Here is a 25,325-nt window from a genome sequence, read left to right on the forward strand (position 1 = left end):
GCCGGTGCCGGCGCTGCGGCAACGGGTGCCGGCGTCGACGTCACGACCGGTGCGGGCGTTGCCACCGGCGCGGGCGCCTCGGGCTCCGGCGCAGGGGCTGCCTCGACTGGAGCGGGCACGGCGCGCTCGACCGGGCGGAAGCCGCGGCCGGCGGGCGTCGGCACCGCGACCGGGGCGGCAGCGACGGGCGGTGCGACCTCGGCTACCGGGACAGGCTCGGGCGCCGGCTCTGCCGCGGGGGCGGGAGCAGGAGCGTTGGCAGCCGCGGCACGCTCGGCGGCGCGGGCGCGCTCGTCCTCAGCATGCTGGACGCGGGCCGCCTCATCGCGACGGCGGGCGTCTTCCAGCGCGTGCATGCGCTGTTCCTCGGCCTCGCGCAGCAGCTTGGACTGGCGCTCCTGCGGCGACAGATTGTCGGCAGCAGGACGCGGCGCGGGCGCGGCGGCCTGGGGTGCCGGAGCAGGGGCTGCCTCGGGCTCGGGCGCGAACGCCTGTTCGGCGGGCTGAGCCTCGCCGGGCCGGCCGAGCACGCGGCGGCGCTTCGTTTCCACGATAACCGTATTGGACCGGCCGTGGCTGAAGCTCTGCTTCACCTGGCCGGTCTCGACCGTGCGCTTCAACCCCAGCGGGGTGCGCATGCCAAGCTTCGGCTTTTCGTTGTCGGTGTCGCTCACTCAAATTCCTCGTTTACGTCTACGGCCGGCAAAGCCCCGGACAATGCGGCCCCGGATCTCTCGGGAAGCACTTCGGGCGCCGATGCGCCCTGCGAGGCCGTTTCGCAAGGCACGGGGGTGGGTTCAGGTCCGATAAAATGCAGCCAGCGGTCGAGCGCATCGCTCACCCGCTTCGCCGCAGCGCGGTCGGTCAAGCCGATGTGTACCACATTCTGACGCCCCAGCGCCAATGACAATATGGGGCGCGGGATCGGCAACGCCAACCCCCGCAGGTCGGATCCTTCGCGATCGCGGCCAACCCGCCAGGCTTGGTCGAGCTTGCGGTTGCCATCGGTGCCGGCATCGGACGCGTGATACAGCGCGTGAAGCTGCCCAGACCGCGCTGCCTGCTCGATCTTGTCCGAGCCGCTGAGCAAGGTACCCGAGCGCGATTCGAGGCCGAGCCGGTCCATCGCGTTGCGCTCCAGCGCCGCCTCGATCAGCGCCGGCAGGTCCTCGGGGATCGTGAAGTCGGCGCCCTTGAACGATCGCGCGAGCGCACCTTTCAGTCGCTTCTTGGCGATCGCCTGTTCGAGCTCGGCGCGGGTGACGCCGATCCAGGCGCCGCGGCCGGGCGCCTTGGCGCGGACGTCGGGCAGCACCCGGCCGTCGGGCGCGAGCGCCAGCCGCACGAGATGATCGCGCGCGTCATGCTCCTGCGCGAGGATACACTTGCGGATAGGGTCGCTCATCGGGCCTGCATCCTGCGGCAGGCGCGGCACGGCGGCCCCGCAGGTATCCCCTGCGAGCCGGTCCGTGCCCCACCGAGCGGGTGACGCGCTAGCGTCTCATTGCGAGGGAACCGCATGCGCGTCCTCCCTCGGCTGGGGAGCGTCACGGTCGGCAAGCAACTGCCCGCCGGCACCGTAATTTTCCGTGGACACTTCCTCGATCACGATCTGCACCGCCCCCGGCTTCTTACCCAGCCGCTCGACGAGCGATTGGGTGACGTCGGCGACGATGCCGGCCTTCTGGTCCTTGGTGGCGGTGCCCGAGATACGGATCGAGACGAACGGCATCAGGCGTCCTTCCCGTCCGTCGCGGCGTCGGCATCCGCCTCGGCCGTTGCCGGGGTTGCTGCCTCTGCCTCACCCTCCTCGTCCGCGAACCAATGCTGGCGGGCGGCCATGATGATCTCGTTGCCCTGCTCGTCGCTGAGGCCATATTCGGCGAGGATCCCGCCCTTCGGCTCAGGACGCTTGGGGGCATCCTCGTTGCGGCGGCGCGGCTCGGCACGCTTCTTCTCGACCAGCTCGTCGGTGGCGAGATCGGCAAGATCGTCGAGCGTCTTGATGCCCGCCTTGCCGAGCGTCACCAGCATTGCCTCGGTGAGATAAGGGATGTCGGCCAGCGCGTCTTCCACGCCGAGCGCGGTACGCTCCTCGCGGTTGGCGGCCTCGCGACGGTCGAGCGCCTCCTGGGCACGGCTCTGCAGCTCCTGGCCGAGATCCTCGTCGAAGCCCTCGATGCCGGCGATCTCGTCGAGATCGACATAGGCGACCTCCTCGAGCGCGCCGAAGCCCTCGGCGACCAGCAGCTGTGCGAGCGTCTCGTCGACGTCCAGCTCGTTCTGGAACATCTCGGTGCGCTCGGTGAATTCCTTCTGGCGCTTCTCGGAGGCATCCTGCTCGGTGAGGATGTCGATCGCCTTGGCAGTCAGCTGGCTCGCAAGGCGGACGTTCTGGCCGCGACGGCCGATCGCGAGGCTGAGCTGGTCGTCGGGGACGACCACCTCGATGCGGTCCTCTTCCTCGTCGATCACGACGCGGCTCACCGAGGCAGGCTGCAGCGCGTTGACGACGAAGGTGGCGGTGTCGGGCGACCAGGGGATGATGTCGATCTTCTCGCCCTGCATCTCCTGCACGACCGCCTGGACGCGGCTGCCCTTCATGCCGACGCAGGCGCCGACCGGATCGATCGACGAATCGCGGCTGATCACGCCGATCTTGGCGCGGCTGCCCGGATCGCGCGCGGCGGCCATGATGGTGATGATGCCGTCGTAAATCTCCGGCACTTCCTGCGCGAACAGCTTCTTCATGAAGTCGGGATGCGCGCGGCTGAGGAAGATCTGCGGCCCGCGGCTCTCGCGGCGGACGTTGAGGATCAGCGAACGGATGCGATCATTGACGCGCACCACTTCGCGCGGGATCTGCTGGTCGCGACGGATCACGCCCTCGGCGCGGCCGAGGTCGACGACGATGTGACCGAACTCGACGCGCTTGACGACACCGGTAATGATCTCGCCCTGACGATCCTTGAACTCTTCATACTGGCGCTCGCGCTCGGCGTCCCGGACCTTCTGGAAGATGATCTGCTTGGAGGCCTGGGCCTGAATGCGGCCGAACTCGATCGGGGGCAGCGGATCGATGATGTAATCGCCGACCGCGGCATCCTTCTGGATCTTCTGCGCGCCCTTGACGTCGACCTGCTTGAAATAGTCGTCAACCGCCTCGACCACCTCGACGACGCGCCACAGGCGCAGGTCGCCAGACAGCGGGTCGAGCTTGGCGCGGATGTCGTTCTCGCTGCCATAGCGGGTCTTGGCGGCGCGCTGGATCGCTTCCTCGAGCGCCTCGATCACGATCGCCTTGTCGATCATCTTCTCGGACGCGACCGAATTGGCGATCGCGATCAGCTCGGCACGGTTGGCGGTGGCGACAGTGGCCATCTTACTGCTGTCCTTCCTTGGGAGCGTCATGGACGCCGTCAGTGTCAGGGGCGTCGTCGTCAGACGCGTCTTCGAATTCGTCGGCGCCCTCGGCAGAGAGCGGGGCGGTAGCGGCGAGCAGGCGATCGGTGATCGTCAGCTTGGCATCGTGGATCAGGTCGAACGCGACCGTCATCGGCTGGTAGCCGCGCACGTCGATGGTGATCTGGTCGCCCTCGGCGCCGACGATGTCGCCGGTGAGGATCTTGCGGCCGTCGATCTTCTCGCCGAGCACGACGCGGGCCTCATGACCCGCCCAGTCGGCATAATCCTTGGCGCGGGTCAGCGGACGATCGATCCCGGGGGACGACACCTCGAGCCGATAGGCCTCCTCGATCGGGTCCTTCTCGTCGAACAGGTCGGAGATCCGGCGCGACAGCTCGGCGCAATCGTCGATCGTCAGCTGGCGGGTCTCGGGCCGCTCGGCCATCACCTGCAGCGTCGGATCCGATTTGCCGCCGTACATCTTCACACGCACCAGATCGAAGCCGAGCGCGCGCGCCTCGGGTTCGATCAACTGCGTCAATACGGCCATGTCCGCCATGAATGCTCCGGGTACAGGCGATTGGCGCCGCGGGGAGAACCCCGCAGCCCCTTGCACCTGACGATGTAAGAGAAAGTAGCTGTCATATACGCAAGGCGCCGGGTGGAAACAAGCCGGCAAACGGGGCATCCTCGGCGGCGCCCTGCTCGAGCGGGGCAGTCCGGGAGAGAACCATGCGCCGTACCCTGCTTGCCACCCTGCCGATCGCGCTGCTGGCGTGCTCCGGCAACGCGCCCGCCGACGTGGCCGGCCAGGCCGGGACTACGCCGCCGAGCGCCAAGCCGTTCAAAGAAACCGTGGTGGCCGAATTCGAGTCACCCTGGGCGCTGGCCGCCTTGCCCGATGGACGCCTGCTGGTGACGGAGAAGGCCGGGCAGATGCTGCTCGTGTCCGGCGACGGCAAGTCCAGGCAGACCATTGCAACCTTGCCGGTCGACTCGGCAGGCCAGGGCGCGTTGATGGACGTCGTCCTCGCGCCTGATTTCGCGGCCAGCCGGCGTATCTATTTCAGCTATTCGGCGGCGGGCGAAGGCGGCAACGGCGTGGTGCTCGCCCGCGGCAGATTGGCGGAGACATCGCCGCCCTGCTTCGTCGCGCCATGCCCGGTCATGGCCAAGCTCGAAGGCATCGAGACGCTGTTTCGCGCACGCCCGTTGGTCGAGGGCAATGGCCATTATTCGGGCCGCATCGCCTTCTCGCCCGACGGCAAATATCTGTTCTTCACCAACGGCGAACGCCAGAAGTTCACGCCCGCGCAGGACCCCAAGGTAACGCTCGGCAAGGTGTTGCGGCTGACGCTGGACGGCAAGCCCGCACCCGGCAACCCCTTGGCGGCGAAGGGATTTGCGCCGGAGATCTGGACCTATGGCCACCGCAACCTGCTCGGGATCGCGTTTGATGCCAAGGGTAATCTGTGGGAGCAGGAGATGGGGCCGAAGGGGGGCGACGAGCTCAACCTGATCCTTCCCGGGCGCAATTACGGCTGGCCGAACGCCTCCAACGGCAGCAACTACGATGGCACTGACATTCCCGATCACCGGCCGGGCGACGGCTATGAGCCGCCCAAGCTGTGGTGGAACCCGGTGATCTCGCCCGGCGGGCTGATGATCTATTCGGGATCGCTGTTCCCGCAGTGGAAGGGCGATGCGTTCATCGGTGGGCTGTCGTCGCAGTCGCTGGTCCATGTCCATCTCGACGGCACCAACGCCGCCAAGGCCGACCAGTGGCGCATGGGCGCGCGGATCCGCGACGTCGAGCAGGCGGCCGATGGCGCGATCTGGCTGATCGAGGACGGCGGCGAATCGCAAGGGCGGCTGATCAAGCTCACCCCCGCGAGCTAGCTGCTCACGCCCGGTGGGCGCACGATCATGCAGGTCATGCGCGCCGCCGCGATCGGGCGGGTTTCGTCTTCCTGCCAGGCGAACGCCTCGACATTGGCGATCCGCGTGCCGAGCCGGCCGACCCGGCCGCGCGCGCGGGTCGGCCGATCGCGGCCGCCGCGCATGAAATCCACCGTGACGTTGACCGGCTTGATCCGCCCGCCACCATCGGCAGCCAGCACATGGCGGAGCGCGGCGATCGCCGCGAGCTCCAGCAGCCCCGAGATCGCGCCGCCGTGAAGAAAGCCCGGGCGGCCGAGCACGTCGTCGCCGAACGGCATCACCAGCACCGGCGCGGCCCCGGCCCGGTCTTCGAGGGTAATGCCGAGCAATTCGGCATAAGGCGGCAGGCCCTCGCTCACGATAATCGATCCATCAGCATGAAGGTGCCCGCCACCTGCGCCAGCGGATCGCCGATGGCGTCATGATAGGCGATGCCGCGCACGAAGGCGACGGAGCGGGTCAGCTTGAGGCATTCGCCGCGCCCGAACACGGTACGCCCCGGGCTTGCCGGGCGCATGTAATCGACGCGCAGGTCGAGCGTCGCCTGGTGCGCGAACCGCCCGCGTCGCAGCCACACCGCGAGGCTGGTCGCCATGTCCATCATCGCGATGATCGGGCCGGAGGCGAGCACGCCGCGGTCGACGTCGCCGACCAGCCGGTCCTGATAGGGCAGCGCGAGTTCGGCCCAGTCGTCGCCGTGATCGTGGTACCGCAGGCCGAGCGCGTTGCCGTGGCCGCCGAACCCCGCTGCGGTGAAGCGCACGATGTCGAACGCCATATCCCCTCCCGTTTTTTGCCGACCCTACAGCGCCATGATCGGCTGTCTACGCCGGCCGCACGGCGCTATGGGATACGTGAAGGAGAGGTCGCATGAACGCCCAGCCGAACGGTCGCGTCACCATCACCGTCGAAGACGGCATCGCCGACGTCCGCCTTGCCCGGCCCGACAAGATGAACGCGCTCGATCCCGCGATGTTCGAGGATCTGGCGGCGGCAATCGACCAGCTCAAGCGGATGATCGAGGTGCGCTGCGTGGTGCTGTCCGGCGAGGGCAGGGGGTTTTGCGCCGGGCTCGACATGGCGGCGATGGCCAATGGCGGATCGGGGCTGGCGCTCGACACGCGCGACCATGGCATCGCCAACCGCGCGCAATATGCCGCCTGGGGCTGGCACGAGCTGCCGATGCCGGTGATCGCGGCGATCCATGGCGTCGCCTTCGGCGGTGGCTTCCAGATCGTCGCGGGTGCGGACATCCGCCTCGCCCACCCCGAGACGCGCTTTTCAATCCGCGAGACGCATTGGGGGCTGGTCCCCGACATGGCGGGTGTCGCGCTGTGGCGCAGCCAAGCGCGCAACGACGTGCTGCGCGAGCTGACCTATACGGCCCGCGAGTTCGGCGCCGCAGAGGCGCTGGGGCATGGCTTGATCACGCGGATCGCCGAGGATCCGCGCGACGAGGCGCTGGCGCTGGCGCGGATCATCGCCGCGCGCAACCCGCACGCGATCCGCGGCAGCAAGCGCTTGTTCAACCTGGCGGCCGATGCTGATGCGGCGGCGGTGCTGCGCGCCGAAAGCGACGAGCAGCTACGCGTGATCCGCACCCCCAACCAGATCGAGCAGGTGATGGCGCACATGCAGAAGCGCGCCGCGGTGTTCGAGGATTGAGGGGGAGGCAATTAGCCCGTTCGTGCTGAGCCTGTCGAAGCACAGGTGGGTCCCATGCCCTTCGACAAGCTCAGGGCGAATTGAAGGTGAGGGGAGGCAGCCTCAGAGCACCACGGTCTCGGGCCTCGATTCCTTGATGGCGGCCAGCACCATGCGTTCCCACACCGCCGGATCGCCGGCCGCGGCCATCGCGTGATCTGGCTCGCGCAGCGTGTTGAGCACGGCGCGGGCATCGGGAAGGTAGTCGCGCCACACGCTGTCCACCTCGCGCGAGGCGGATTCCTCCTGGCCTTGCGCATTGGCGCTGATCCGCTGGCCGGCCAGCACGCGGGCGATACGCTCGGCGACGGGGGTGGTTGATACGTCCATGGCAGGTCTCCTGGCGGGTTCACCGTAGCAAACCCGCCAGACGACCTTCTGTATCCGTCAGCCGCGATGGCTCACCGCGGGGCGGAGGCGCCGCCACCGCTGCGGCCGGCGCCGCCACGGCCACCGCTGCGACCACGACCGCCGCCGTTGCCGCCGCCGCTGCGAGCGCCGCCCTGGCCGCCGCCGGTACCACCCTGGGCACCCTGGCGGCTGCCGCCGCTACGACCCGACGGGCCGTAGTTGCGCCCCGTCGCGGTCGGCGCGTGCGTCGCGCGCGGCCGTGCCGGGCCACGCTCTGCGCGCGGACGATCCTCGCGCGGTGCGGGATCGGCGCCGATTGCCTGGGTGCGGGTGGCCTTGATCTTGGCGGCCTGGGCGTTGAAGTCCTCGGGCAGCGCGGTGACGGTGATCTTCTGGCGCGTGGTCCGCTCGATATCGCGCAGATAGGGCTTCTCGTCGTCGGCGCAGAACGACACCGCGATGCCGCTGGCGCCGGCGCGTGCCGTCCGCCCGATGCGATGGACGTACTGCTCGGCGACGTTCGGCAGCTCGAAGTTGACGACATGGCTGACGCCCGAGACGTCGATGCCGCGCGCGGCGATGTCGGTCGCGACCAGGATCTTGACCTTGCCGGCCTTGAACTCCCCGAGCGCGCGCTCGCGCTGCGGCTGGCTCTTGTTGCCGTGGATCGCGTTGCTGGCGATGCCGTTGCCGGCGAGCAGCTTCACGACGCGGTCGGCGCCATGCTTGGTGCGGGTGAAGACAAGCGCGCGGTCGATCGCCGGATCCTGCAGCGTGATGGTGAGGAGCGCCTGCTTCTCCGCCTGGTTGACGAAGGTGACATACTGATCGACGCGCTCGGCGGTGGTCGCCGCCGGCTTGATCGTCACCGTCGCCGGGTCATGCAGGAACTGCGAGGCGAGCTCGCGGATCGCGACCGGCATCGTCGCCGAGAAGAACAGCGTCTGACGCTTCTTGGGCAGCATCCGCACAATCTTCTTGAGCGCGTGGATGAAGCCGAGGTCGAGCATCTGGTCAGCCTCGTCGAGCACCAGAATCTCAATCATCGAGAGGTTGAGAAAGCCCTGCTCGACGACGTCGATCAGGCGGCCCGGGGTGGCGACGAGGATGTCGACGCCGCGCGACACGTCCTGGCGGTTCTTGTTGATGCTGGTGCCGCCGAACACGGTGGCGACCGACATCTTGGAAAACTGGCCATAGGCGCGGGCGCTGTCGGCGATCTGGCCGGCGAGCTCGCGGGTCGGCGCCAGCACCAGCATGCGGCAATGGGTCGGCAGCACGCGCTTTTGCGCATTGCTCAGATGCTGGATCGACGGCAGCACGAACGCGGCGGTCTTGCCGGTGCCGGTCTGCGCGATGCCGAGCAGGTCGCGGCCCTCGAGCAGAGTCGGGATCGACTGGGCCTGGATGGGGGTAGGGGTCGTGTAGCCCTTGGCTTCGAGCGCGCGGACAAGCGGCTCGGCGAGGCCGAGATCGGAAAAGGACATGGAGAAACCTTGAAGAGGCCATGCCCACGCGTGATGGCACGCACGGGTGGCGGGGGGAGAATGACACCCCGCGTGAAAAGGGAAGCCTTGCGTTAGCGACCGAGGCGGAGCCTGGACCCACGGATCCAATCACGCTGCATTACGCCTCGATGGTGGGCGATATGCACGCACCTGCAACAAAAGTCAATCAACCCCGGCGTGGAACCGGCGAGGAGCCGGGCCCGAGCTTTCCACCAGATTCGATCTAACCTGTTGTAGAACCTGTGCCATGCCGGGTTGACTAGATGTAACCTACAGATACGTTGCGTAACACTCACAAGCCGCGGGGAGAGCGGCATGGGTGAACAGGGAAATACACAGATGGTTGATTCGTCGATCCGTGCCGTTGCGCGCCGCGCGCTTCTGGCAACGACCGCGCTTGTCGCGCTGCCGGGCATCGCCGCTGCCCAGGACGGTCCCACCGGCATGTACAATGAGGCACAGAATGCCTCGACCGCGCCCGCCGGCATGGTCAACGACCCTTCGATCATCATCTCGCAGCCCGGCACCCCGACCACGGCGCTCGACACCGGTGGCGTCACCGGCGTCGGCCAGATGGTGGTCGACCAGCAGAACGGCTTCATCGGCCTGTGCACCGGCACGCTGATCAACCCGCGCACCGTGTTGTTCGCGGCGCATTGCGTCAACGAGAACCCCGCCGGCACCGGCGTGCAGGATCCCTGGGGCTATGGCGCCGCGCAAGGCGGCATCCCGATCGCGTTCGGCTTCCAGGCCAACAACAATGTCGCCGGCAATTCGGCGTTCGGCCGCTGGCTAAACGGTGCGCTCAAGTACCAGACCTCGACCAGCAACTATTTGTACAACGTCAACCAGGTCATCTACAATCCGGCGTCGGTCGCGCTCGGCATCCAGAACAACTTCCTGCAGGGCGACGTCGCGCTGGCGTCGCTCGACACGCCCGCCGCCAACGTGCCGACCTGGGCGATCCTGCTCTCGGCGCTGCCGGCTCCCAGCACGATCAGCGCCACCGCGGGCACCGGCTATCATGTCGCCGAGATCGGCTATGGCACCAATGGGGTGGGTACCACCGGCGCCACCGGCGGGATCGATTATCGCCGCCGCGCTGCCGAGAATTACGTCGGGCTGCTCGGCTCGCTCGACGATGTCGATCTGTTCCTGTTCGGCCAACCCGACGGGCTCCCGCAGAACCTCTACCAGCTCGACTTCGACGATCCCCGTCGCGGCACCGCGGCGGCAAGCCCGTTCGACTTCAACGCGTTCAAGGACAATGCGCTGCCCTCGGAAGGGATCACCGGCGGCGGCGATTCGGGCGGGCCGCTGGTGATCGACCGCGCCTTCGCCAAGCAGGTGGTGATCGGCGTGCTGTCGGGCGGCAGTCGCTACTATAACGCGCAGCCGTCGGGCAGCTACGGCACCACCTCCTTCTACCAGCCGCTGTACCTGTTCTGGGACTATATCGCGGCCAACAACCCCTATCGCTATGCAGCGGCGAAGGCGGGTGATGGCAATTGGACCGATCCCGCCCACTGGCAGACGTTGGTCGACCCCGCCTACCAGGTCCTCGTCAACGGGGCGCTGGTCAACGGCGTGCCGACCAGCCCCGGCGACGGCATCAACGGCACCAGCGGCAAGTTCGGCCAGATCTGCTTCGAGCAGGGCGGCGTAAGCGACTGCTATGACAACGCCACGGGCGTCGAAACGGTGAACGGCGTGCCCGTCGACGCCACGGTTCCCGCAGGCGAGACCGCCGCGGTGAAGGTCGCCGATGCCACCAGCACGACCACGGCGGCGACCGGCGGCCGTGCCGACGGCATGACGGTGACCCGCGAGGCGCAGGACGGCAGTGCCACCGCCAGCCTCGCAGCGACCGATGTCACCGCCGCCGCCAGCGGCGATGCGGTGGCCGCGGCGCTGCCGGCGGCGACGCTCGCCAACGGCCTGCCCGGCGCGACCGATTTCGTGCCCAACAACGTCGATCCCAATGCCGCCACCAAGACCAACGCGCGCTATTTCGACATTACCCTGTCCGCCGCGGGCACGACGACGCTGAATTCGGCGGTGACGATCGACCGTTTCACGGTGAGCGGCGCGCAGTCGCGGCTCAACGTCACGAGCACCGGCTCGCTGACCAGCCTGATGGCGGTTAACCAGTTCAACGGCGTGGTGCAGGTGGACGGCACGTTGACCTCGCGGGGCGATTACCTGCTGCTCAGCGGCGGCCTGACTGGCTCGGGGCGGATCAACGCGCCCTATTTCACCAACGCCACCGGCATGATCGCCCCGGGCACGATCGGCACGGTCGGGACGCTCACCTTCGGCGGCAATGTCGTGCTGTCGTCGGGCAGCACGTTGCTGGTCGACGTCGGGCCCAATGGCGCTTCGGATCGGATCGCCGTGGTCAAGACCACCGCCACCGACGGTCTCGCCAGCATCGGCGGTCGGGTCGGCTTCGCGCCCGTCGCCGGCTACACTATCCGCTCGGGCGACGTGTACACCATCGTCACCGCGGCCGGCGGGGTGACGGGCACGTTCCAGACCGCGTCGCCGTTGTCGGCGATCCTGACGCCGCAATATATCTACTCCGCCACTGCGGTGCAGGCGCAGATCAATGCGGGCCTCTACGCCAATGTCGTCGCCAACACCCCGATCCAGACTGCGTACGCCGGGCTGCTCGATCGCAATCGCGCCACCAGCTACGCCAATCTGTCGACGCTCTACGGCATCCTCGACATGCAGAGCGCCGGCACCATCCAGTCGACGCTCGAGGGCCTGGCGCCGCGGACCCAGACGCTCAAATATGCACTTGGCACGACGGCGACCGACAATATGGCGCGCTTCTATCGCCAGCGGCTCGCCGGGATGGATCCCCGCACCCCGATGGGCGGCACGCTGACCGTGATCGGCAAGCCGCAACAATTCGCCTCGCTGCTCGCGAGCGACCTGCCGGCGAGCCAGCAGGTGGCGAGCGATTCGACCGGCACCAGCGTGTCCGAAGGGGTGTTGCCCGAGAATGTCGGCGTGTTCATCGCCGGTGGCTATGTCGATGGCTCGAGCCGCTCGATGCCGACGGCGGTGCCGTTCGGTGGGCGCGACCAGTTCGACGGTTTCTATATCGCCGGCGGCATCGAGAGCCAGGTGAGCGAGCATGGCGTGATCGGCTTCGGCTTCGGCTACACCAAGCTCGACGGAACCACTGGCGGCGTCGCGCAGCAGGCGCACGGCAACCTCTACCAGGGTACGCTGTACGGCAAGCTGCAGAGCGATGCCGGGCTGACGCTCGACACCCAGTTCAGTGCCGGTCTGTTCCAGGCCCGTACCTTCCGCAACGTCTCGCTCGCCGGATCCAGCTTCGGGCTGCGCAGCCGCGACAATGCGCTGGCGGTCTCCGCCGAAGTCGGGATCAGCGAGATGTTCGATCTCGGCAGCATCCAGGCCGGTCCGCGCGCGGCGTTCCGCGTCAACCACATCGGCTTCACCCCGACCATCGAGACCGGCGGCGGCCCGGCGCTGCGCACCGATCGCGACGACCTCGAAAGCCAGCAGGCCCGCGTGGGGCTGCAGATCGGCGGCGGCGTCGGCTTCAAGCCGTTTGCCTCGGCCTATTATGTCCATGATTTCAAGGACCGGCCCGGCGTGTTCACCGCCAATTTCGTCGGTGGTGCCGGGCCGAGTGCGGCGTTCGCGCTCGCCAGCCAGGATCAGGATTGGGCGGAGATTGCGGGCGGCGTTACCTACACGATGGGCAAGGTCGACCTGTCGGTCAGCGCCGACACCACGATCGAGCGCAAGGACGTCAAGAACCAGGCTTATCGCGGCGCCGTCACCTTCCACTTTTGATCACGACCTTGCCGGCATGGGGCCGTCCTTCTTCGCGAAGGGCGGCCCGCTTTGTGTCGGCCGGCACGATCAGCCTCGTATCGGATGGATTCCGCCCGGTATTCGCCCCGGGATGCGACAAGGGCAGTGTTTACGCCCTATTTACCTTTACGTAAAGCATAGTAGGCTAGATCAGGGGCATGAATGCTGTCCCTCCTCCGCATCATGGTCGTGCCATGATCATCCTGCAGATCGGCGGCGTCGCGACGATGCTCGCCGGGTTGGCGATCGCACCGCCGGCAGAGGGCAATCTGCTGCTGATGCCGTTGCTGCCGCACCGGATGGTCGCTGCCGCCGCGGTCAGTCACGGCGCGACGATCGTCGCGCGCGGGCGGCTGCCGGGATCGCTGGTGGTGCGCGGCCGTTTCACCGCCTTGGCCGGGCCGATGATCGGCAACGGCGTGCTGGTGATCGGGGCACCGGCGCTGCTCTGCGGCGAGACGGTGCCGGCATGATCCCGGATGTGCTCGACGCGCTGCGGATCCGCGGGATCCGGCGGCTGGTGGCGGCGAGCTGGCTGGCGATCCCGGCGATGATCGTGGTCGGCCTGCTGCTCCACAGTTCCTACACGCTCGTTACCGCGCTGCTCGGCGGCGCGGCCAATATCGTGCCGACGGTGATGGCGCTGCGACACCGCCACGATGGCGGTGCGCGGCTCGCGATCGGCAGCCTGGCGGCGATCCAGCCGGCGTTGTTCGTGTTCCTGCTCTCAGGCCATCCCTGGCAGATGGACGCGCACATGTACTTCTTCGTCGCGCTCGCGGCGCTGACGATCTTGTGCGACTGGCGGCCGATCGCGCTCGCCTCGGTGATGGTCGCGGTCCACCATCTGGTCGTCGACTGGCTGATGCCGGACTGGGTGTTCGATGGCGATGGCAACTTCCCGCGCGTGCTGTTTCACGCCGTGGCGGTGATCCTCCAGCTCGGCGCCCTGTCGTATATCACGCTGCAGTTGCGGGAGTTGGTGCAGCGGCAGCAGGCGGCGCAGCGCGAGAGCGAGCTGCATGCGCAAATGGCCGACGAACAGCGCGAAACCGCACGAATCGAGCGGCAGCGGGCGGTGGCGGCGCTGGAGGCGGCCCGGATCGCGGAGGCGGACTCCGCGCATGAGCGCGAACAACGCGCGATTGCCGAGCACTTCACCGGTGCGCAGCGCCGCGACGAGCTGATGGCGCTTGCCGCCGACTTCGAGGCGACGGTGGTCGAGGTGGCGGTGGCGCTGGAAGGCGCGTCGGCGACGCTCGAAGGATCGGCGACCTCGCTCAACGCGATCGCGGCGGATACCGGGCGGCAGGCGAGCGAGGCGGTGACCGGCGCGTCGCAGGCGTCCACCGCCGTCCGCGGCGTCGCCCAGGCGGTGCGCCAGCTGACCGGATCGATCGCGGGGGTGGCGCGTAGCGCCGAGGAGCAGAGCCACCTCACCCAGGCGGCGCTCGCCAACGCCCAGGACGGCGACCGCGCTGTCCATTCGCTCGCGGTGCGTGCGCAGGACATCGGCGGCTTCGTCGGCGAGATCAACGGCATCGCCGCGCAGACCAATCTGCTCGCGCTCAACGCCACCATCGAGGCGGCGCGCGCGGGTGACGCCGGTCGCGGCTTCTCGGTGGTCGCCGCCGAGGTGAAGGTGCTCGCCGGCGCCACCAGCCGCGCGACCGACAAGATCGCGACGCTGATCGCGCACGTCCAGCAGGGGGTCGGCACCGCGGCCGGCGACCTCGACGCGGCGGCACTCGCGGTCGGCAAGGTCGCCGGGGCGGCGGCGGACATCCGCGTCGCGGTCGATGCGCAGCGCGGCACGGCGGCACAGATCGAATATAGCGCGCACCAGGCCGCGATCGGCGCCGACACCATCGAGCAGCGCATCGGCTTGGTCGCCGAGGCCGCCAATGCTGCCGGCGTGCTGTCCGAAGAGGTGCGCGATGCCGCGACCGCGCTGTCCGACCACGCCCGCCGGCTGCGCCGCACCACCGATCAGTTCGTCGAGCAATTGCGCGCAGGCGATACCAGGGCCGCGTGATCGGCGGCGCGTAATCCGTTGCGCGACGGCGCCGTCGATAAGCTTTGTCGCGGGTTCTCCGCTGCGATAGGCTCGCGCCAACGATAAGAAACACAAGGAGAGCGCATGAAACTCGCGAGTCTCAAGCACGGGCGCGACGGCACGCTCGTCGTGGTATCGGCCGATCTCGCCTGGTACGCCGATGCCAGCCACATCGCGCCGACGCTGCAGGCGGCGCTCGACGACTGGGACGCGATGCTCCCGGACCTTCGCAACCTGGCCATCGATCTCGAGCATGAGGCGATCCCGCGCCAGCGCTTCCACGAGCACCAGGCCGCCGCGCCGCTGCCACGCGCCTATCAATGGGCCGATGGCTCGGCCTATGTGAACCATGTCGCGCTGGTGCGCCAAGCGCGCGGCGCCGATCTGCCGGACAGCTTCTGGCACGACCCGTTGATCTACCAGGGCGGCTCGGACGGCTTCCTCGCGCCGCGCGATCCGATCCCGCTCGCGGACGAGGCCTGGGGCGGCGACTTCGAGGGCGAGGTGGTGGTGGTGACGGGCGACGTCCAGCTCGGCGCGAGCCGCGAGCAGGCGCTGGGCGCGATCCGGCTGGTCGGCCTCGCCAACGACGTGTCGTTGCGCGCCCTTATCCCGGGCGAGCTCGCCAAGGGCTTCGGCTTCTTCCAGTCCAAGCCCGCCACCACGCTGTCGCCGGTGCTGGTGACGCCGGACGCGCTCGGACCCTGGTGGCGGGAGGGCAAGCTCCACCGCCGGCTGATGATCGAGTTCAACGGCCAGCCGTTCGGCCGCGCCGAGGCGGGCGAGGACATGACCTTCGATTTCGGCACTTTGGTGGCGCATGCCGCCAAGACCCGTGCGCTGGGCGCGGGCACGATCATCGGTTCGGGCACGGTGTCCAACCGCGGCGCCGACGGCGGCCCGGGGGCGACGATCGCCGCCGGCGGCGCGGGCTATTCCTGCCTTGCCGAGCTGCGCACGGTGGAAACCCTCGAAGGGGGCGAGCCGCGCACGCCGTTCCTCAAGCGTGGTGACAGCGTGCGGATCTGGGCGGAAGACGATCGCCACCACCCGATCTTCGGGGTGATCGAGCAGACGGTGAGCTGAATCCCGCCCGACGCGACGAGCGGAGTGTTTCAACCGATTGAAACACTCGCCAAGCGTCGCGAAACTTTATAACAAGCGGCGAATAACGGGCCTGGCGCGTTGATAGCGTGACCGGATCAGGATTGGAGAGATGATGGCCAGCGAGCACCCTCGCGCCAATTTGCAGCCGCTGTCGCTGCACGTGCCCGAACCCCGCTTCCGCCCCGGCGACGCGGTGGATTTCGCGGCGGTGGACATCCCCGCCGCGGGCGCCGTCCGCCGCCCCGACAGCGCCGCCAAGGCGAACGACTTCATCGATCTCGCCTATACGATGGTCCGCGTGCTCGACGAGGATGGCCGCGCGGTTGGGCCGTGGGACCCGAAGCTCGCGCCCGACCTGCTGCGCCGCATGCTGCGCAGCATGGTCGAGCTGCGCGCGTTCGACGAGCGCATGTTCCGCGCCCAGCGCCAGGGCAAGACCAGCTTCTACATGAAGGCCACTGGCGAGGAGGCGGTCGCGGTCGCGGCAGCCTATGCGCTCGATTACGAGGACATGTGCTTCCCGAGCTATCGCCAGCAGGGCCTGCTGATCGCGCGCGGCTGGTCGATGGTCGACATGATGAACCAGATCTATTCGAACCGCGCGGACCGGCTGCAGGGCAAGCAACTGCCGATCATGTATTCGGCCAAGGAAGCGGGCTTCTTCTCGATCTCGGGCAATCTCACCACCCAATATCCGCAGGCGGTGGGCTGGGCGATGGCGTCGGCGGCCAAGGGCGATACTAGGATTGCGGCGACCTGGTGCGGCGAAGGCTCCACCGCCGAGGGCGACTTCCACTCCGCCTGCACCTTTGCCGCGGTGTATCGCGCGCCGGTGATCTTCAACGTCGTCAACAACCAGTGGGCGATCTCGAGCTTTTCCGGCTTCGCCGGCGCCGAGGCGACCACCTTCGCCGCGCGCGCGGTGGGCTATGGCATCGCCGGCCTCAGGATCGACGGCAATGACGCGCTCGCCGTCTACGCGGCGACGCAATGGGCGGCCGAGCGGGCGCGGACCAACCAGGGCCCGACGCTGATCGAGCATTTCACCTATCGCGCCGAGGGGCATTCCACCTCCGACGATCCGACCCAATATCGCAGCGCCGGCGAGCCCAATGCCTGGCCGCTCGGCGATCCGGTGGTGCGGCTCAAGACCCATCTGATCGCAATCGGCGAGTGGGACGAGGAACGCCATGCCGCGCAGGACCGCGAGGTCGCCGAGCAGGTCCGCGCCGCACAGAAGGAAGCCGAGGCCAATGGCATCCTCGGCCACGGCCTCCATCAGCCGCTCGACACATTGTTCGACGGCGTGTTCGAGGAGATGCCCTGGCACCTGCGCGAGCAGCAGGCGCAGATGATGGCCGAGGAAGAAGCGAGCGGGCGGCCATGGGCGCGGAAGTGATGGCTCGGACGCCCGCCGACGCGATCACATCCGTCACCCCAGCATACGCTGGGGTCTTGCGGTGGTGGCACCTGCTCCTGCGGCTTGAGAACCTGGCTTTCGCTCGAGTGACGACTGGCGGCGCCGGGCTGACGGCGAAATTACAGACGAAGGTTGCAGCATGACCGACACCGCAATCGATACGTCCGACGACGCCCCTGCGACCACCCGCATGAACATGATCCAGGCAATCAATTCCGCGCTCGACATCTGCATGGCGCGTGATCCCTACGTGCTGGTGATGGGCGAGGACGTCGGCTATTTCGGCGGCGTGTTCCGCGCCACCGCCGGGCTGCAGGCGAAATACGGCAAGAGGCGGGTGTTCGACACGCCGATCACCGAGACTGGGATCATCGGCGTCGCGATCGGCATGGGCGCCTATGGCCTGCGCCCCGTCCCCGAAATCCAGTTCGCCGACTATATCTATCCCGCGCTCGACCAGTTGGTCTCGGAGGCGGCGCGGCTGCGCTACCGCTCGGCCGGCGAGTTCACCTCGCCGATGACGGTGCGCTCGCCGTTTGGCGGCGGCATCTTCGGCGGCCAGACCCACAGCCAGAGCCCGGAGGGGATCTTCACCCATGTCTCCGGCATCAAGACGGTGATCCCGGCGACGCCCTATGACGCCAAGGGGCTGCTGATCTCGGCGATCGAGGACAATGATCCGGTGCTCTTCTTCGAGCCCAAGCGGATCTACAACGGCCCGTTCAACGGCTATTGGGATAAGCCCGCCGAGAATTGGTCCAAGCATCCCGGCGGCGAGGTGCCGACCGGCTATTACAAGGTGCCGCTCGGCAAGGCGGCGATCGCGCGGGCCGGGGAGGCGCTGACCATCCTCGCCTACGGGACGATGGTGCATGTCTGCACCGCGGTGGTCGCCGAGGCCGGCATCGATGCCGAGATCATCGACCTGCGCACGCTGGTGCCGCTCGACATCGAGACCATCGAGGAATCGGTGAAGAAGACCGGCCGGTGCATGATCGTCCATGAGGCGACCCGCACCTCGGGGTTCGGCGCGGAACTGTCCGCGCTGGTCCAGGAGCGCTGCTTCTACCATCTCGAAGCTCCGATCGAGCGGGTCACCGGTTTCGACACGCCGTATCCGCACAGCCTGGAATGGGCCTATTTTCCCGGCCCGGTACGCATCGGCCAGGCGCTCAAGAAGATCATGAAGGACGCATAATGGCGCGCTTTACGTTCAAGCTGCCGGACATCGGCGAGGGCATTGCCGAGGCCGAGATCGTCGCCTGGCACGTCGCGGTCGGCGATCGCGTGGAGGAGGACCAGCAGGTCGCCGACATGATGACCGACAAGGCGACGGTGGAGATGGAATCGCCCGTCTCGGGCGTGGTGGTCGAGCTCGCCGGCGAGGTCGGCGATCAGGTCGCGATCGGCGCGGCGCTGGTGGTGATCGAGACCGATGCGGCGGCAACCGGCGATGCGGTGATCGCCGCGCCGGCCACGGCCGCGCAGGCGGAGACCGCCGAGCAATATTGCGCGGAAAACCCCGGAGTGGAGGAGGTGTCCCAAGCCACGACGACGTCCGCCACCACGTCAACCACCGTTCGTGCTGAGCCTGTCGAAGCACCTGAGGCACGTCCAACAGCCGATCCACGCCCGTCGACAAGTTCAGAGCCAACCGAGGACAAGGAAGACAGTGCGGCTGCGGCACGGGGAAGCGAACGTGCTGTCCTCGCCTCTCCGGCGGTCCGCGCCCGCGCGCGCGATCTCGGCATCGATCTCGCCCAGGTGAAGACCGAGGCCGATCGCATCCGCCATGCCGATCTCGATGCCTATCTGCGCTATGCCGGCGGGCAAGGCTATCACGCGCCGCATGCCGCCCATGCCCGCGCCGATGAGGCGATCAAAGTGGTCGGCCTGCGCCGCCGGATCGCCGAGAACATGGCGGCCGCCAAGCGCCACATCCCGCATTTCACCTATGTCGACGAGATCGACGTCACCGAGCTCGAGCGGGTCCGCGCCGATCTCAACTTGGCGCGGGGCGAGCGGCCCAAGCTCACCTTGCTGCCGCTGCTGATCGCGGGGATGTGCCGCACGCTGCCGGCATTCCCGATGCTCAACGCGCGCTACGACGACGAGGCGGGGGTGGTGACCCGCGCCGGCCGCATCCATGTCGGCATGGCGACGCAGACCGATGCCGGCCTCACCGTGCCGGTGATCCGCGACGCGCAGGATCGCAACGTCTGGCAGCTCGCCACTGAGATCGTGCGCCTCTCCGAGGCGGCCCGGGCCAACAAGCTGTCCCCGGGCGAACTCGGCGGCGGCACCATCACCGTGACCTCGCTCGGCCCGCTCGGCGGGATCGCCACCACCCCGGTGATAAACCGCCCCGAGGTCGCGATCATCGGCCCCAACAAGATCGTCGAGCGGCCGGTATTCACGGGGCGCGGTGACGAGATCCGCCGCGCCAAGCTGATGAACCTGTCGATCAGCTGCGACCATCGCGTCGTCGATGGCCATGACGCGGCGAGCTATGTTCAGGCGCTGCGGCGCGTACTGGAAACGCCGGTGCTGCTGTTCGCGACCTGACGGGTGGAAGGCTCGCTATGTTGCTTCAAGCGTGACGGGCTTGCGGCTGGCTGCCGTTGCTGGAGCAGAATGACGGCGGCGCGTTCCGTTCGTGCCGGGCCTATCGACGCGCGGTGAGACTCAGGCCCTTCGACAGGCTCAGGGCGAACGGACGCGTTGGGGGCGACGGCTGGATATCGCGCCGGGTCGGCTGCCGGTGTATGGGGCAATGGCTCGCGTGGAAGGTCTGCAACTCAGCCCGTTCGTGCTCAGCCTGTCGAAGCACTTGTGTCTCATGCCGTCCGACATGCTCGGGACGAATGCTTCGCCTAGCAACGACCGCGATCTGCGCTCTTGAGGGGCTGCGGATTTCGATGGCGGAGTATGGGCGGATCGCCGCATTCTGCCGCCATCGACAGATCAAACAAAAAGGGCCCGGCGACGCATCGCCTGGCCCTTCTGGCATCCTCCCCTGGCTGAAGCTTTGCTTCATGCCGCAGCGTGGTCGGGCGGTTGATCGCCTCTGTGCTGCCGGTGCGCATCCCCTAGGCAGGCGTTGCGCCAAGCGCCAGTCCTAAAACCGGTATGGTCGAATTGAGCCAGCGGAATTGCTGCTTTTGGCGGCAAAGCGTGGCGAATCTGCAACATAATAGGTGCAATCTGCCTATTTCATGAGCACCAGCTCTTCGGCCATGGTCGGATGCAGCGCGACAGTGGCGTCGAACTGCTCCTTGGTGAGGCCGGCTTTCACCGCGATCGCCGCGGCCTGCAGTATTTCGGGTACGTCAGGGCCGATCATGTGCAGCCCGACGATTCGCCCGGTCTCGCCGTCGCATACCATCTTGTAGAGCGCGCGCTCGTTGCGGCCGGCGATCACGTTCTTCATTGGCCGGAAGTCCGACGAATAGACCGCGACCGAGCCGAGCTTCTGCTTGGCCTGCGATTCGGTGAGTCCCACCCCGGCGAGCGGCGGATGGCTGAACACCGCCGAGGGTATGTTGTCGTAATCGACCAGCGTCGGCTTGTTGCCATAAACGGTATCCGCGAACGCCTGGCCCTCGCGGATCGCCACCGGGGTGAGCTGCACCCGGTTGGTGACGTCGCCGATCGCATAGATGCTCTCGCAGCTCGATTGCGCCCGCTCGTTGACCTTGATCGCGCCCAGGTGATCGAGCTCGACGCCGGCGCTCTCGAGCCCCAGTCCGCGGGTGTTGGGCACGCGCCCGGTGGCGAACATCACCATGTCCACCGTCACTGGTTCGTGGCCGGACATCGACACGGTGAGGCAGCCGTCGTCGTCCTTCTCGATTCGCTCGAACTGCGCGTCGAAGCGGAATTCGAGGCCCTTCATGATCGAGATCTGTAGCAGCCGGTCGCGGATCGAGAGGTCATAGCCGCGCAGGATATCCTGGGTGCGGTTCATGATGATCACGTGGCTGCCGAGCTGGTGGAAGATGCCGGCGAATTCGTTGGCGATATAGCCGGCGCCCGCGATCAGCACGCGCTTGGGCAGCGCGTCGAGGTGGAACACCTCGTTGGAGGTAATGCCGAATTCGTGGCCGGGGCAGTTGGGGATCGCCGGATGCGCGCCGACCGCGACCAGGATGCGCTCGGCGGTTTTGGTGGTGCCGTCGGCCAGCTGCACGCTGTGCGGGCCGGTGACCACCGCGCGCTGCTTGATGATCTCGACGCCATGGCTGTCGAGCGTCTGGGTGTAGGCGCCGTTGATCCGGTCGACCTCCTCCAGCACGTTGTCGCGCAGCGTCGGCCAGTGGAACGCGCAATCGTCGGGCACCTGCCAGCCGAAACGCTTGGCGTCCTTGAGGTCCTCGGCGAAATGGGCGCCGTAGATCAGCAGCTTCTTGGGCACGCAGCCGCGGATCACGCAGGTGCCGCCGACGCGATACTCCTCCGCCACCGCGACCCGCGCGCCATGCGCGGCGGCCACCCGGCTCGCCCGCGTGCCGCCGGAGCCGGCGCCGATGACGAAGAGGTCGTAGTCGTACTGGCTGTCCGCCATGGAAGGTCTCCGTATGCGAAAAAGGGCCGGGCTTGGCCAAGCCCGGCCCCCGTTAAGGCTCTATATGGGAACGGTTCAGGCCGAGGCGAACCCCGCACGACGGATCAGATCCTCGGTAGAGGGATCGAACTCCTGCCCGCCCTGGTCGGCGGCCTTGGCCATCTCCTTGCCGAGCTCGACGCCGAACTGGTCGAACGAGTTGATCCCGAGCAGCACGCCGTTCACGAACACGCGATGCTCGTAGAAGGCGATCAGCGCGCCGAGCGTGCGCGGATCGAGCACGTCGAGCAGCAGCGTCGACGACGGACGGTCGCCCGAATAGCTGCGCGCGGGATCGTCGACCTGCTTGCCCTTCATCAGCGCCGCGCCCTGCGCGAAGGCATTGAGCAGCAGCTGGCGATGGTGATCCTCGGCGAGCGTATCGCCCGGCTCGATCACCGCGATGAACTCGACGGGTACGAGGTGGGTGCCCTGGTGGAGCAGCTGGAACACGGCGTGCTGGGCATCGGTCCCGACGCCGCCCCAGGTGATCGCCGCGGTCGGCCGGCCGACCGGCTGGCCGTCGACGGTAACGCCCTTGCCGTTCGATTCCATCTCGAGCTGCTGGAGATAGCTCGGCAGCAGCCGGAGTCGCTCGTCATAGGCGAACGGCGCGCGGGTCTCGGCATGGCGGACCTGGGTGTAATAGAGATCCGCGAACGCCGCGATCGCCGGTGCGTTCTCGTGCAGCGCAGTGAGGCGGAAATGGCGGTCCATCTCGGCCGCGCCCTCGAGCAGTTCCTCGAATGCCCCCCAGCCGAGCGCGATCGCCGCCGGAAAGCCGATCGACGACCACAAGGAATAACGCCCGCCGACACCCTCGGCGAACGGCAGGATGCGCGTCTCGTCGACGCCCCATTCGATCGCCTTGTCGGGCGAGGCGGTGAGCGCGATCACCTTGCCATAAGGGTCCTCGACGCCATGCTCGGTCATCCACTGCAGCGCCGATTCGGCGTTGAGCATGGTTTCCTTGGTGGTGAAGGTCTTGGAGGCGAGCACCAGCAGCGTCGCCGCAGGATCGAAATCCTTGATCGCATCCTCGAGCGCGACGCCGTCGACGTTGGAGACGATCGCGACGTCGTAGCGCTTGTCCTCGCGACCGAGCGCGTCGACCAGCAGGTGCGGGCCCAGCGCCGAGCCGCCAATGCCGATGTGGAGCACGTGGCGCACGTCGCCCAGCGCGCCGGCCTCGATGGCGTCGATCAGCGCGCGCATCCGGTCATGGAACTGGCGCGCGGTGGCGACGCTCTCGGCCTTGCCCTCGCCGCGCTCGGCGGTGTGCTCCACCGGCCGGTCCTCGGTGACGTTGACATGCTCGCCTCCGAACATCGCGTCGCGCTTGCCGGCCAGGTCCTTGGCCTTGGCGAGCGCGGCAAAGGCGTCGATCGCCTCGGTGGTGAGATGGGTCTTCGACCAGTCGAAGTGGATGCCGGCGACGTCGAGGCTCAGCTTCGACAGTCGTTCGCTATCCGCGTCGAACAGTTCGACGAGCTTGGGGGAGGGCAGGGCCTCGATCGCAGACCAGTCGCTCATGGTTAGGCTAACTCCATCCAATTGCCCGAGCCGTGTGCGACGCGGGTGTTCTTGCCCTCGGTAGAAGCAGGGGCGGGGGTTCGACAAGCAGGCACCGAACGGTTGCCCGAACGGTCGAGCGGGCAACAGGCTCCACTCGACCTGGCCCTTGACCTCGGCAGGCGGTCGCGCCACGCCTCTCGACCATGGCTACCTCCACGCCCGCCGCCGGCAAGCCGGCCGTCCGCTCCGAAACCGGCGAGACGCTGCGCTTTCTGCTCAAGCTCGCGCTGATCGTGCTGATCGTGCGCAGCTTCATCTTCGCGCCCTTCTCGATCCCCTCCGAATCGATGCTGCCGCGGCTGCTGATCGGCGACTATCTGTTCGTCTCCAAGTGGAACTACGGCTTCTCGCGCTGGTCGCTGCCGGGCGGCGTGCCGCTGATTCCCGGGCGGATCCTTGGCCACACCCCCACGCGCGGCGACGTCGTCGTGTTCCGCTCGCCGGGGCCCGACGATCACGACGTGATCAAGCGGGTGATCGGCCTGCCGGGCGACACCGTACAGGTGACCCACGGCCAGGTGATCCTCAACGGCACGCCGATCCCCAAGCAGCGCGTCGCCGATTTCGTGCTGCCGCTCACCCCCAATTTCGATGCGTCGAAGTGCGACACCGCGTTCCAGGACGTCGATGCCGCCGGCAAGCCGATCTGCCGCTATCCCCGCTTCCGCGAGACGCTGCCGGGCGGGCGCAGCTACATGGTGCTCGACCAGGCAGAGATCCCCCAGGCCGATGATACCGGGCTCTACACCGTCCCCGCCGGCGACGTGTTCCTGATGGGCGACAATCGCGACGACAGCGCCGACAGCCGCTTCGCCCCGCCCGAGGGCATGGGCTACATCCCGATGGACCGGATCGAGGGGAAAGCGGTGGTCGGCTTCTTCTCCACCGATGGCTCGGCATCGCTGATCAAGCCCTGGACCTGGTTCTCGGCGGCGCGCTGGAACCGGATCGGAGAAGGGTTCTGAGCGACCAGCTTGCCCCCTGGCTCGCCCAGACCTTCGGCAGCCAGCCCGACGATCCCGCCCCGTTCGAGCGCGCGCTGACCCATGGCAGCCAGGCCGCCGACAATTACGAGCGGCTCGAGTTCCTCGGCGATCGCGTGCTCGGGCTGGTGATGGCGGAATGGCTGTGGGAACTGTTTCCGTCCGAGCCCGAGGGGCAGCTTTCCAAGCGGCTCAACTCGCTGGTGACCGGCGCGGTGTGCGCCAACGTCGCGCGCGAGCTCGGCGTCCGCGCGCATCTGCGGCTCGGCAAGCAGGCGCGCGACGATGGCGCCTATGACAGCGACAATATCCTCGGCGACGTGATGGAGGCGCTGATCGGCGCCTGGTATCGTGAGCGCGGGCTGGACGCGGCGCGCAGCTTCATCCGCGGCGCCTGGGGCGCCCGCGTCCAGCGCGGTGGCAAGGCGCCGCAGCATCCCAAGTCACAGCTCCAGGAATGGGCGGCCTCCGCCGGCCGCGCCGTCCCGCATTATGCGGTGATCGATCGCTCCGGCCCGCATCACGCGCCGCGCTTCACCGTCCAGGTCAAGATCGGCACCCTCGCCGAGGCGACCGCCACCGGCGCCAACAAGCAGGAAGCCGAAACCGCCGCCGCCAAGGCGCTGCTCGAGAAGGTGCAGGGGTAGGGCGCGCCTTCCTTCTCTCTTCGTCATGCTGAACTTGTTTCAGCATCCATCACCTACAGGCGCCGCCTGGTGCAACCTGCGGGCCATGGATCCTGAAACAAGTTCAGGATGACGAAGGCTGTGGGGGGCGGAAGCGGGGCCCCGCGCTTTGTACGCCGCCCCCAGCC

At 67.9% G+C, this 25,325-nt stretch carries 22 protein-coding genes; 11 read left to right on the plus strand and 11 right to left on the minus strand.

What is annotated here, in order from left to right; genetic code table 11:
* From AC07M8_RS00005 to rimP, 5 genes are all read right to left on the minus strand, one after another.
* Positions 1-674 (minus strand): translation initiation factor IF-2 associated domain-containing protein (locus AC07M8_RS00005; RefSeq protein WP_495172422.1); only part of this gene is annotated, 674 nt, incomplete at its 3' end.
* Entirely contained in the window at positions 671-1,405 is a 735-nt protein-coding gene (locus AC07M8_RS00010; protein ID WP_495172423.1) for a DUF448 domain-containing protein, read from the minus strand. The genes AC07M8_RS00010 and AC07M8_RS00005, both read right to left, overlap by 4 nt.
* Before the next feature lie 96 nt (positions 1,406-1,501).
* Positions 1,502-1,732 (minus strand): tautomerase family protein, encoded by a 231-nt coding sequence (locus AC07M8_RS00015; protein WP_267397398.1) that lies wholly within the window; start codon positions 1,730-1,732, stop codon positions 1,502-1,504.
* The gene (gene nusA, locus AC07M8_RS00020) at positions 1,732-3,381 is read right to left on the minus strand and encodes a transcription termination factor NusA (RefSeq protein WP_495172424.1); all 1,650 of its coding nucleotides are present in this window, start codon (positions 3,379-3,381) and stop codon (positions 1,732-1,734) included. The genes AC07M8_RS00015 and nusA overlap by 1 nt, the downstream gene beginning before the upstream one ends.
* Before the next feature lies 1 nt (position 3,382).
* Entirely contained in the window at positions 3,383-3,964 is a 582-nt protein-coding gene (gene rimP, locus AC07M8_RS00025; protein ID WP_495172425.1) for a ribosome maturation protein RimP, read from the minus strand.
* A 173-nt stretch (positions 3,965-4,137) separates the two neighbouring features.
* Between rimP and AC07M8_RS00030 the strand changes: the two genes are divergently transcribed.
* On the plus strand, positions 4,138-5,304 hold the full coding sequence (locus AC07M8_RS00030; protein ID WP_495172426.1) for a PQQ-dependent sugar dehydrogenase: 1,167 nt from the start codon (positions 4,138-4,140) through the stop codon (positions 5,302-5,304).
* On the opposite strand, the gene AC07M8_RS00035 is transcribed toward AC07M8_RS00030, so the two are convergent.
* Together AC07M8_RS00035 and AC07M8_RS00040 are read right to left on the minus strand one after the other, a co-directional pair.
* Complete coding sequence (locus tag AC07M8_RS00035) at positions 5,301-5,711, minus strand: PaaI family thioesterase (protein ID WP_495173112.1); 411 nt, start codon at positions 5,709-5,711, stop codon at positions 5,301-5,303. The two genes, AC07M8_RS00030 and AC07M8_RS00035, sit on opposite strands and share 4 nt — an antisense overlap.
* Positions 5,702-6,124, minus strand: a complete 423-nt coding sequence (locus tag AC07M8_RS00040; RefSeq protein WP_495172427.1) for a PaaI family thioesterase — start codon at positions 6,122-6,124, stop codon at positions 5,702-5,704. Before AC07M8_RS00040 ends, AC07M8_RS00035 begins: the two co-directional genes overlap by 10 nt.
* 92 nt (positions 6,125-6,216) lie before the next feature.
* On the opposite strand from AC07M8_RS00040, the gene AC07M8_RS00045 reads away from it, so the two are divergent.
* A complete protein-coding gene (locus tag AC07M8_RS00045; protein ID WP_495172428.1) occupies positions 6,217-7,011 on the plus strand; it encodes a crotonase/enoyl-CoA hydratase family protein in 795 nt (264 codons plus the stop codon).
* A gap of 102 nt (positions 7,012-7,113) precedes the next feature.
* On the opposite strand, the gene AC07M8_RS00050 is transcribed toward AC07M8_RS00045, so the two are convergent.
* Together AC07M8_RS00050 and AC07M8_RS00055 are read right to left on the minus strand one after the other, a co-directional pair.
* On the minus strand, positions 7,114-7,380 hold the full coding sequence (locus tag AC07M8_RS00050; RefSeq protein WP_267397405.1) for a hypothetical protein: 267 nt from the start codon (positions 7,378-7,380) through the stop codon (positions 7,114-7,116).
* Between the two features lie 71 nt (positions 7,381-7,451).
* Positions 7,452-8,888, minus strand: a complete 1,437-nt coding sequence (locus AC07M8_RS00055) for a DEAD/DEAH box helicase (protein WP_495172429.1) — start codon at positions 8,886-8,888, stop codon at positions 7,452-7,454.
* A 360-nt stretch (positions 8,889-9,248) separates the two neighbouring features.
* On the opposite strand from AC07M8_RS00055, the gene AC07M8_RS00060 reads away from it, so the two are divergent.
* The 7 genes from AC07M8_RS00060 to AC07M8_RS00090 all read left to right on the plus strand — a co-directional run bounded on the left by AC07M8_RS00060 (position 9,249) and on the right by AC07M8_RS00090 (position 19,915).
* Positions 9,249-12,746, plus strand: a complete 3,498-nt coding sequence (locus AC07M8_RS00060) for an autotransporter domain-containing protein (protein WP_495172430.1) — start codon at positions 9,249-9,251, stop codon at positions 12,744-12,746.
* Positions 12,747-12,961: 215 nt separating this feature from the next.
* Positions 12,962-13,240, plus strand: coding sequence for a hypothetical protein (locus AC07M8_RS00065; RefSeq protein WP_495172431.1), 279 nt, complete (start codon positions 12,962-12,964; stop codon positions 13,238-13,240).
* Entirely contained in the window at positions 13,237-14,802 is a 1,566-nt protein-coding gene (locus AC07M8_RS00070) for a methyl-accepting chemotaxis protein (RefSeq protein WP_495172432.1), read from the plus strand. The genes AC07M8_RS00065 and AC07M8_RS00070 overlap by 4 nt, the downstream gene beginning before the upstream one ends.
* A gap of 105 nt (positions 14,803-14,907) precedes the next feature.
* Positions 14,908-15,909 carry a fumarylacetoacetate hydrolase family protein gene (locus tag AC07M8_RS00075; RefSeq protein ID WP_495172433.1) on the plus strand — a complete coding sequence of 334 codons (1,002 nt, stop codon included), beginning with the start codon at positions 14,908-14,910 and terminating at the stop codon, positions 15,907-15,909.
* A 133-nt stretch (positions 15,910-16,042) separates the two neighbouring features.
* Entirely contained in the window at positions 16,043-17,329 is a 1,287-nt protein-coding gene (locus tag AC07M8_RS00080) for a 3-methyl-2-oxobutanoate dehydrogenase (2-methylpropanoyl-transferring) subunit alpha (RefSeq protein ID WP_495173113.1), read from the plus strand.
* Positions 17,330-17,540: 211 nt separating this feature from the next.
* Positions 17,541-18,548 carry an alpha-ketoacid dehydrogenase subunit beta gene (locus AC07M8_RS00085; protein ID WP_495173114.1) on the plus strand — a complete coding sequence of 336 codons (1,008 nt, stop codon included), beginning with the start codon at positions 17,541-17,543 and terminating at the stop codon, positions 18,546-18,548.
* Positions 18,548-19,915 (plus strand): dihydrolipoamide acetyltransferase family protein, encoded by a 1,368-nt coding sequence (locus AC07M8_RS00090; RefSeq protein ID WP_495172434.1) that lies wholly within the window; start codon positions 18,548-18,550, stop codon positions 19,913-19,915. Before AC07M8_RS00085 ends, AC07M8_RS00090 begins: the two co-directional genes overlap by 1 nt.
* 643 nt (positions 19,916-20,558) lie before the next feature.
* Here the strand turns inward: AC07M8_RS00090 and gorA are convergent.
* The gene (gene gorA / locus AC07M8_RS00095) at positions 20,559-21,914 is read right to left on the minus strand and encodes a glutathione-disulfide reductase (protein ID WP_495172435.1); all 1,356 of its coding nucleotides are present in this window, start codon (positions 21,912-21,914) and stop codon (positions 20,559-20,561) included.
* Between the two features lie 75 nt (positions 21,915-21,989).
* Positions 21,990-23,486 carry a glucose-6-phosphate isomerase gene (pgi, locus tag AC07M8_RS00100; protein WP_495172436.1) on the minus strand — a complete coding sequence of 499 codons (1,497 nt, stop codon included), beginning with the start codon at positions 23,484-23,486 and terminating at the stop codon, positions 21,990-21,992.
* A 185-nt stretch (positions 23,487-23,671) separates the two neighbouring features.
* On the opposite strand from pgi, the gene lepB reads away from it, so the two are divergent.
* The gene (lepB, locus tag AC07M8_RS00105; protein WP_495172437.1) at positions 23,672-24,493 is read left to right on the plus strand and encodes a signal peptidase I; all 822 of its coding nucleotides are present in this window, start codon (positions 23,672-23,674) and stop codon (positions 24,491-24,493) included.
* Entirely contained in the window at positions 24,490-25,158 is a 669-nt protein-coding gene (gene rnc, locus AC07M8_RS00110) for a ribonuclease III (protein ID WP_495173115.1), read from the plus strand. Before lepB ends, rnc begins: the two co-directional genes overlap by 4 nt.
* The last annotated feature ends 167 nt before the right edge of the window (positions 25,159-25,325 follow it).

Source organism: Sphingomonas sp. GW821-FHT09E03, from assembly GCF_059416225.1.